At 70.4% G+C, this 8,233-nt stretch carries 8 protein-coding genes and 1 tRNA gene; 4 read left to right on the top strand and 5 right to left on the bottom strand.

What is annotated here, in order from left to right; translation table 11 throughout:
* From ACIRL2_RS44980 to ACIRL2_RS44970, 3 genes are all read left to right on the top strand, one after another.
* Positions 1–1,184, top strand: a 1,184-nt coding sequence (locus ACIRL2_RS44980; protein ID WP_402240479.1) for an AAA family ATPase, incomplete at its 5' end; no start/stop codon positions are given.
* On the top strand, positions 1,181–1,366 hold the full coding sequence (locus ACIRL2_RS44975; RefSeq protein ID WP_402240477.1) for a helix-turn-helix transcriptional regulator: 186 nt from the start codon (positions 1,181–1,183) through the stop codon (positions 1,364–1,366). The genes ACIRL2_RS44980 and ACIRL2_RS44975, both read left to right, overlap by 4 nt.
* A 54-nt stretch (positions 1,367–1,420) precedes the next feature.
* Positions 1,421–2,791 carry a tyrosine-type recombinase/integrase gene (locus ACIRL2_RS44970; protein ID WP_402240474.1) on the top strand — a complete coding sequence of 457 codons (1,371 nt, stop codon included), beginning with the start codon at positions 1,421–1,423 and terminating at the stop codon, positions 2,789–2,791.
* A gap of 167 nt (positions 2,792–2,958) precedes the next feature.
* On the opposite strand, the gene ACIRL2_RS44965 is transcribed toward ACIRL2_RS44970, so the two are convergent.
* A tRNA-Tyr gene (locus ACIRL2_RS44965) sits at positions 2,959–3,041 on the bottom strand.
* A 175-nt stretch (positions 3,042–3,216) separates the two neighbouring features.
* On the opposite strand from ACIRL2_RS44965, the gene ACIRL2_RS44960 reads away from it, so the two are divergent.
* On the top strand, positions 3,217–3,705 hold the full coding sequence (locus ACIRL2_RS44960; RefSeq protein WP_026217952.1) for a YajQ family cyclic di-GMP-binding protein: 489 nt from the start codon (positions 3,217–3,219) through the stop codon (positions 3,703–3,705).
* 207 nt (positions 3,706–3,912) lie between these two features.
* Here ACIRL2_RS44960 and ACIRL2_RS44955 read toward each other — a convergent pair whose 3' ends face one another.
* The 4 genes from ACIRL2_RS44955 to ACIRL2_RS44940 all read right to left on the bottom strand — a co-directional run bounded on the left by ACIRL2_RS44955 (position 3,913) and on the right by ACIRL2_RS44940 (position 8,232).
* Positions 3,913–4,893: a glycosyltransferase family 2 protein gene (locus ACIRL2_RS44955; RefSeq protein WP_395871755.1), complete on the bottom strand. Its 981-nt coding sequence runs from the start codon at positions 4,891–4,893 to the stop codon at positions 3,913–3,915.
* A gap of 214 nt (positions 4,894–5,107) precedes the next feature.
* The gene (locus ACIRL2_RS44950) at positions 5,108–5,512 is read right to left on the bottom strand and encodes a YccF domain-containing protein (RefSeq protein ID WP_402240472.1); all 405 of its coding nucleotides are present in this window, start codon (positions 5,510–5,512) and stop codon (positions 5,108–5,110) included.
* Between the two features lie 112 nt (positions 5,513–5,624).
* Positions 5,625–6,485 (bottom strand): zinc metalloprotease HtpX, encoded by an 861-nt coding sequence (gene htpX, locus ACIRL2_RS44945; RefSeq protein WP_395871759.1) that lies wholly within the window; start codon positions 6,483–6,485, stop codon positions 5,625–5,627.
* Positions 6,486–6,654: 169 nt separating this feature from the next.
* A complete protein-coding gene (locus tag ACIRL2_RS44940; protein ID WP_402240471.1) occupies positions 6,655–8,232 on the bottom strand; it encodes an NADH-quinone oxidoreductase subunit N in 1,578 nt (525 codons plus the stop codon).
* Position 8,233: the final 1 nt, after the last annotated feature.

The raw sequence follows: 8,233 nt of genomic DNA, 5'->3' as shown, positions 1-8,233 counted from the left end.
GGTCGCGCCCGGCCGCGCACGGTCGCCGCATGACCGCCGTCCCGCATCCGGCTCTGGCCGAGCACCTGCGCGCCGTCCCCACCCCGGACGACGGCACGCAGGCGCCTGCGGCACCGGCCCGGATCAAGACCGCGTGGACCGCCGACGAACTCATGGGCATGGACTTCCCCGAACCGCGCTGGGCGGTCCCCGGGATCCTGTGCGAGGGCGTGAGCCTGCTCTGCGGACCGCCCAAGGTCGGCAAGTCGTGGATGTCGCTCGGACTCGGGTTGTGCGTCGCCGCCGGCGGCCTCGCGTTCGACACCATCCCGGTCGACGGCGGACCCGTCCTCTACCTGGCCCTTGAGGACACCGCCCGGCGACTCCAGTCCCGCATGGGCAAGCTCCTCACCGGGCGCGCGGCCCCCCACGGGCTCACGCTCGCGACGTCGTGTCCGCCGCTTCCCCAGGGCGGAAGCGAGGCCATCGCGAACTGGCTGGAGCGCCACCCGGACGCGCGCATGGTCGTCATCGACGTGTTCGCCAAGATGCGCGGCAACAGCGCGCCCGGAGCGTCCGCCTACGACGCCGACTATGCCGCCGTCGGCCGCGCCAAGGCCCTCGCCGACCACTTCGGCGTCGCCGTCGTGCTCGTCCACCACGTCCGCAAGGCGGGCAGTGACGACTTCCTCGCCGAGGTGTCCGGCACCAACGGACTCGCCGGCGCCGCGGACGCCACACTCGTCCTCAAGCGCGCCCGTGGGCAGGCCGACAGCATCCTTCACGTCACCGGCCGCGACGTGGACGAAGCCGAGTACGCCCTGTCCTTCAAGCCCGAAACCGGCGCATGGCAGCTCCTCGACGGACCGGCGTCCGATCACACGATGGGCGACACCCGCGCGGTCATCCTGCGCCACGTCCGCGCCAACCCCGGGGCCCGGCCGAAGGACATCGCCGCCGCGCTGCCCGACGTCGACCCCGACACCGTGCGCCGCACCTGCGCACGCATGGCCGACGCCGGACAACTCACGAAGGACGCCGGCGGCCGGTACTACCCGGACACCGCCACCCGGACAGCCACCGGCCCGGAGGTGTCCGAGCTGTCCGGGTGTCCGGTTACCCCACCTGACCTGCGCACCCACCCCGGACAGCTCGGATACGACCTGTCCGGACTGTCCGGCACCGACGAAAGCGAGGGCAAGTGAAGCGTCCCGCAGCGTTGAAGCTGCCGGAAGTGCTTGAGGAGATCGGCATCTCGCGCGCCGCGTTCTACCGCATGCGCGCTCGCGGCGAGGCGCCCGCGATCACCCCTCTGCCCAATGGCCACCTCCGGATCCTCCGGTCCGACCTCGACGCCTGGTGGGCCGGCCTCAAGAAGTCCGCCTGACCTGCTCTTGCCGGGCCCGGCGAACCGGGCCCGGCTCCCCACTCGGAGGAACGCATGTCCAAACCCACGTTCGACGTACGTATCTGGGGTATCCGGCAGCGTCCGGGAGCGCGACGCGTCTACATCGAACTGAGGTGGCGCGTAGGAAAGACGCCTTTCTCGGCTCCTTTCCGCACTGTCACGCTCGCCGACGGACGCCGGGCCCAGCTCCTCACCGCGGTCAACAACGGTGAGCCGTTCGATGAGATCACCGGCCTGCCGATGTCCGAGGTCCGCAAGCAGGACGACGTGACCTGGTACGTCCACGCACGCGACTACATCGAGATGAAGTGGCCCACCGCGCCTGCCAAGACCCGCACCACCCTCGCGGACGCGTTGGCCACGGCAACACCCGTCCTCGTTCGCAACGTCCGCGGCATGCCGGACAAGGCGCTCTTGCGGACGTCCCTGTACGGATGGGCCTTCAACGTGAACCGGTGGACCCAGGACCCACCGGAGGACGTTGCGGCGGCCTTGGCGTGGGTCGAAGGCCGTGCGCTGCCCATGAGCGCGCTCGATGACGCGCTCCTGATGCGGAAGGTCCTGACCGCGTTCGGGCTTCGTCTCGACGGCAAGGCGGCCTCTCCGTCGACCACCAGGCGCAAGCGCGCCATCATGAACAACGCGCTCGGCTACGCAATAGAGGCGCGCAGGCTGACCACCAACCCGCTCACGAGCGTGCAGTGGTCATCCCCCGACGTCCTCACGGAAGTCGAACCGGCCTGCGTCGTCAACCCGCAACAGGCCCGCGCGCTACTCGCCGGCGTACGGGCCCAGGGAGCGCGCGGCCAACACCTCGAAGCGTTCTTCGGCTGCCTCTACCACGCCGCCATGCGGCCGGCCGAAGCCGTCTGGCTGCGCGTGGACAACTGTAAGTTGCCCAAGCGCGGGTGGGGCTTGCTCAAGCTCGACGGGTCGCGTCCTCGCGTCGGGTCGGCCTGGACGAACGACGGCACTTCGCACGATGACCGCGGGTTGAAGTGGCGCCCGGCCAAGGCGACCCGGCCGGTCCCGATCCCACCCGAGTTGGTCGCGCTGCTTCGCTGGCACATCTACCGGTACGGGACGGCGACCGACGGGCGACTGTTCAGGACCGCCCGGAACGGCCTCGTTCAGGAGAGCGGCTACGGCGAGGTGTGGGCGCAGGCACGCAAGACCGCCCTGAGCCCTCGCCAGGCCGCCTCACCGCTCGGGAAACGGCCGTACGACCTGCGACACGCCGCGCTGTCGCTGTGGCTGAATTCCGGGGTCGACCCGACCGAGGTGGCCAAGCGCGCGGGCAACAGCGTGCCGGTCCTGCTCAAGGTCTACGCCAAGTGCCTGGACGACGGCGCCGCCCTCGCCAACGAGCGGATCAGCGAGGCGCTGACACGCTGGGAGGGGTGACCGAAGGGCCGATTTCTTTCCCACCAGTTCCCCACACACACCGGACACCACCCGAGATCCGGTGAGACAGAGCGGGACGAACAGCACTTTTCGAGCACCTGCCCGATTGCTCGAACGACGAAGGCCCCCGACCGCGTTTCCGCTGGTCGGGGGCCTTTGTTTCGGTGTGGCGGGTGTTGGGTTCGAACCAACGTAGGCATACACCGGCAGATTTACAGTCTGCTCCCTTTGGCCACTCGGGCAACCCGCCGTGTGCGCCTTGCGGCGCGACGGGACAACAATAGCGGACCACCCGGGGTGCTTCGCCACTCGGTATCGGATCGGGCGGGGTGGGCGCGGCCGGAGTCCGGGTCGTGGGGGACGCTCTAGGCTGGAGGGGTTGCCTTCCCTCTCACTTCAGATCCCACAGAAAGCGATTCCGAGCCTTGGCTGACTCCTCTTTCGACATCGTGTCCAAGGTCGACCGTCAGGAGGTCGACAACGCGCTGAACCAGACCTCGAAGGAGATCGCGCAGCGGTTCGACTTCAAGAACGTCGGCGCGCACATCGGCTGGACCGGCGAGCAGATCGAGATGCGCGCCAACTCCGAGGAGCGCGTGAACGCGATCCTCGACGTGTTCCAGGGCAAGCTGATCAAGCGCAGCATCTCGCTCAAGTCGCTCGACGCCGGGGAGCCGAAGGCTTCCGGCAAGGAGTACAAGATCTTCGCGTCGATCCAGGAGGGCATCTCCCAGGAGAACGCGAAGAAGGTCTCCAAGATCATCCGCGACGAGGGGCCCAAGGGCGTCAAGGCGCAGATCCAGGGTGAGGAGCTGCGCGTGTCGTCCAAGAACCGGGACGACCTCCAGGAGGTCATCGCGCTGCTCAAGGGCAAGGACCTGGACTTCGCGCTGCAGTTCGTGAACTACCGCTGACCGAGGCCGCCACCCTGCGGCGGCGGGATCGTGGCGGGCCCGGTGGGTGACGGGTCGAGGGCACGGCGAGGGCGGATCGCCGGTCGGACACGGCCGGCGGATTCACCGCCCTCGCTGTGCCCTTTCTGTGCCCTTTCTGTGCTCTTTCGCGCAGCCGAGGAGGGCGGTGTCCGCGTGCCGCGATCGGGTTCCCGAGCCGGAACCGCCCTACTGCTGCACACGCTCCACCAGAGGCCCGCACGCGTCGATCGTCGGGGTGTGGGCGCCGGTCAGCACGGCGGACAGGCGGGTGGGTACGGCGTCCTCCTCCAGCCGGCCGGTGAAGCCCGCGTGCAGGACGCGCAGGGCGTCCTCGTAGGCGAACGGCGCCAGGTGGGCGCCGGTGGACAGTTGTTCCCGGGCGATCGCGAACATGGTCAAAGCGTGTCGGCGGAAGCGCGCGACACGGCCGGTGGGTGGGACCGGCCAGCGGGCGATGATCGTGCGGTAGGTGTCCTCGTACCGGCCCAGCGAGTCGAGTCGGGCCGCCGCGCCGCCGGACAGGCTGGAGTCGGCGGGTTCGCGGTGGTAGACCACGCCGGGCTCGGACAGCCGGGCGAACGACCAGCCCCGATCGTGCACCAGCCGCAACCACAACGACCAGTCGACCAGGAGGGGCAACTCCGGGTCGAAGCGGAACCACGACGCGGGCGCGGTGTGCGCGGGATTGCGGGCGACCACGGCGGTGGTCGGCACGAAGTTGGCCACCGAGAGCATGTCCGGGTCGTACGGGAAGTCGTAGCGATACGGGCTGCCCGGTGTCTCGCCCGGCGACGCCCGGTCGCCGCTGAGGATGCAGTCCGCGTACACGGCGTCGGAGCCGGTGCGCTCCAGGGCGGCCAGGGCCCGGTCGAGATGGCCGGGCAGGTACATGTCGTCGTCGTCGAGGAACGCGACGAACCGCCCGGTGGCGATCTCCAGACCGGCGTTGCGCGCCGCCGCCGGGCCGCGCGAGCGCGGGAAGGAGAGCAACCGCACGGTCATCCCCCGCACGCCCAGCGGCAGCACGCCCGCCACGTCCGCGCCGCCGTCGTTGACCACGACGACCTCGATGTCCCGCGTGCCCTGGAGGGCCACGCTGCGCAGGGCATCGGCCAGCAGGGCCGTGCGGTCGCGGGTCGGAACGATGACACTGACCGTCGCCGCCACGGCAACCTCCGCGCTTCCCGGTGTGGGTCTGCTTCCCGGGATGGGTGTCTTCTCCGTCCACCCGGGCCTACCGGGACATATCGACACACCGGGAGCGCGGCTGGAGCGGTTGGCTCCGGTCTCCCTCGTACGAGACCACACGATTGGCCTGTCCGGGCTCAGCAACCACCCGACGGGCGATCACCGAGGCCCGAACCCGCTCGAACCGACCCGCTCAGACGCCCACGTGCATCGGGTCGTCGGTCGAGACGATCTCGCGGCCCAGCGGAGTCAGCGACACCGGGATCAGCTTGAAGTTCGCCAGCCCGAGCGGGATGCCGATGATGGTGACGCACAGGATGAGGCCGGTGACCAGGTGCGCGAGCGCCAGCCACCAGCCGAACAGCACGATCCACAGGATGTTGCCGAGCATCGACCCGGTGCCGGGGTCGCGACGCCATTCCACCCGGCGGCCGAACGGCCACAGCGCGTAGGCCGCGATCCGCCAGGACGCGATGCCCAACGGGATGGTGACGACGAGGAAGAACAACAGAAAGCAGACGATGCCGGCGATGGCGTAGCCGATGGCCAGCCACAGGCCGGAGAACACGAGCCAAATGATGTTCAGGACAGTTTTCACGAACTTGTTCTACCCCGACCCGGGCCCGCTGACGTCCCCCGCAGGACTGGCGGCCCACCGAATGCACCCGCCGGGCCGACTGCCGCCTCGGCGCCCCGCCTCGGCGCCCGCCTCAGTGCCCCGCCATCGCCTCGAGCCGCGCGATCCGCTCCGCCATCGGCGGGTGCGTCGAGAACAGCTTGCTCATCCCGCCCGCGCCCCGGCGGAACGGGTTGGCGATCATCAGCGAACTGGTGGTCTGCAGCTTCGGCTCCGGCGGCAGCGGCAGCGCCTGCGTGCCCGCGTCCAGCTTGCGCAGCGCGCTCGCGAGCGCCATCGGGTCTCCGGTGAGGCGGGCCCCGGAGGCGTCCGCCTGATATTCACGCGAACGACTGACCGCCAACTGGATGACACTGGCCGCCAGCGGACCCAGGATCATGATGGCCAGCATCCCGAACAGGCCCGGCCCCTCGTCGTCGTTGCTGCGGCCGAACGGGATCAGCCAGGCGAAGTTGACCAGGAACATGATCACGCTGGCCAGCGCACCGGCCACCGACGAGATCAGGATGTCCCGGTTGTAGACGTGCGACAGCTCGTGTCCGAGCACCCCGCGCAGCTCGCGCGCGTCCAGGATGCGCAGGATGCCGGTCGTACAGCACACCGCCGCGTTGCGCGGGTTGCGGCCGGTGGCGAACGCGTTCGGCGCCTCGGTGGGCGAGATGTACAGGCGCGGCATCGGCTGCCGGGCGTCGTTGGAGAGCTCGCGCACGATCCGGTACAGCTCGGGGTTCTCCGCCTCGCTGACCGGTCGCGCGCGCATCGAGCGCAGCGCGATCTTGTCGCTGTTGAAGTAGGCGTAGCCGTTCGTGGCCAGGGCCACGAACAGGGCGATGATCAACCCGGTCCGACCGAAGAAGCTGCCGACGACCAGGATGAGCGCCGACATGCCGCCGAGCAGTACGGCGGTCTTCAGTCCGTTGTGCTGGCCGTGCACGGCAGAGTCCTCTCGCAAGCGTCCCAGGGGTGACAATGCGGGTCCGTGCGGGGTATCCGCCGGCTTGTCGCCCTCTGCCCGTTGTCTCTTCCTTCGCAACGGGACAACGCCTCGCAGAGTTCCCTCCCGAGGCGGGCGTAACCCCCCGCTCCGGGACCGGAACCGCAGGTCAGCCGAGTAGACCCGGCACGGTGAGCACGTGCAGCACAAGCTGTGGCGCGACCGAGAGCAGCACCCCGAGCGCCCCCGTGAGCACCAGCGCGGCGACCAATGGAGCCGGCGTCCGACCACCGTCGACACCGCCGGGCGAGCCGGCCGAGACGCCCGAGCCCTCCGCGCGCCCCGACTCCCCCGCGCCCCCGACCGCGCCCGGCACCCCGGGTGCCGCGGGAGCGAACAACTGCGCCGTCCAGGCCAGGTAGTAGTACAGCCCGATCACCACGTTGACCGCCATCACCACCGCGAGCCACCCGGTGCCGGAGTCGATCACCGCCTGGAACACGGTCACCTTCGCGAACAGCCCGGCCAGCCCCGGCGGGATGCCCGCCAGACACAGCAGGAAGAACGCCATCGCCGCGGCGCCGACCGGGCGCGAACGGAACAGCGCGCGGTGGTCGGAGACCAGCCCGCCGCGCTCGCCGGCCACCAGCGTCACCACCGCGAACGCGCCGAGGTTCATCACCGCGTACACCGCGAGGTAGGCGACCGCCGCGGGCAGCGTGTCGGCCAAGTCCTCACCGTGCCCGGCGGCGGTTCCGAACGGGACCAGTACGTAGCCCGACTGGGCGATCGAGGACCACGCCAGCAGCCGCACCGCGTCGGTCTGCCGCAGCGCGGCCAGGTTGCCCGCGGTCATCGTCACCGCGGCGAGCACCGCCATGGCCGGACCCCAGATGTGCGCGTACGGCCGGAACGCGATGCCGGCGACCAGGAGCAGCCCGGCGAACCCGGCGGTCTTGGAGACCACGGACAGGTAGGCGGCCACCGGGATCGGCGCGCCGCGATAGGTGTCCGGCACCCACGAGTGGAACGGCACCGCCGCGACCTTGAACGCGAACCCGACCATGGTCAGCACCGCGCCGGTCGCGGCCACCTTGGTCAGCCGCGGGTCCAGGTTCTCCAGGTCGCTCGCGATCCTGGCCAGGTGCACGCTGCCGGTGCTCCCGTAGACCAGGCTCACGCCGAACAGCATCACCGCCGTGGCGGCCACGGACAGCAGGAAGAACTTCAGCGCGGCCTCGCCGCCCTGGCCGTCCCGACGCAGGCCGACCAGCGCGAACGCGGGCAGCGACAACGTCTCCAGGGCCACCACCAGGGTGAGCAGGTCGCGCGCGCCGGCCAGCGCGACCGCGCCGGTCACCGAGGACAGCAGCAGGAAGTGGTACTCGCCGCCGGGCACCTCGCCCTCGTCGCCGTCCGCACTGTGCCGGGTCATCGGCATGGACAGCAGCACGACCACGAACGCCGACCCGAGCAGCACCAGTTGCAGCACCAGGGTCAGGTCGGTGACCGCGTACGAGCAGCCCGACGGCGAACAGAACGTGCCGCGCGCCTCGGAGTCGTCCGCGCGCAGCGGCACCAACAGCACCAGCGCCGCGCCGAGTCCGGCCAGGGTGAGCCAGGGCAGCGCGGCCTTGCGCGCGCCCTCCAGGAACAGGTCCGCGAGCAGCACCACGAGGGCGGCGACCGCGACGGCGACCACCGGCCCGATCGCGAGCCAGTCGATCGACTGGACGTCGAACGGCATG

Source organism: Embleya sp. NPDC127516 (genome assembly GCF_044765325.1).
Taxonomy (GTDB): domain Bacteria; phylum Actinomycetota; class Actinomycetes; order Streptomycetales; family Streptomycetaceae; genus Embleya.
This window is presented reverse-complemented; position numbering and strand designations above follow the sequence as displayed.

Excerpts from the sequence above, each read along its gene's own strand:
- ACIRL2_RS44970 (WP_402240474.1), top strand. The coding sequence starts at position 1,421 with ATGTCCAAACCCACGTTCGACGTACGTATCTGGGGTATCCGGCAGCGT.
- ACIRL2_RS44940 (WP_402240471.1), bottom strand. The coding sequence starts at position 8,232 with ATGCCGTTCGACGTCCAGTCGATCGACTGGCTCGCGATCGGGCCGGTG.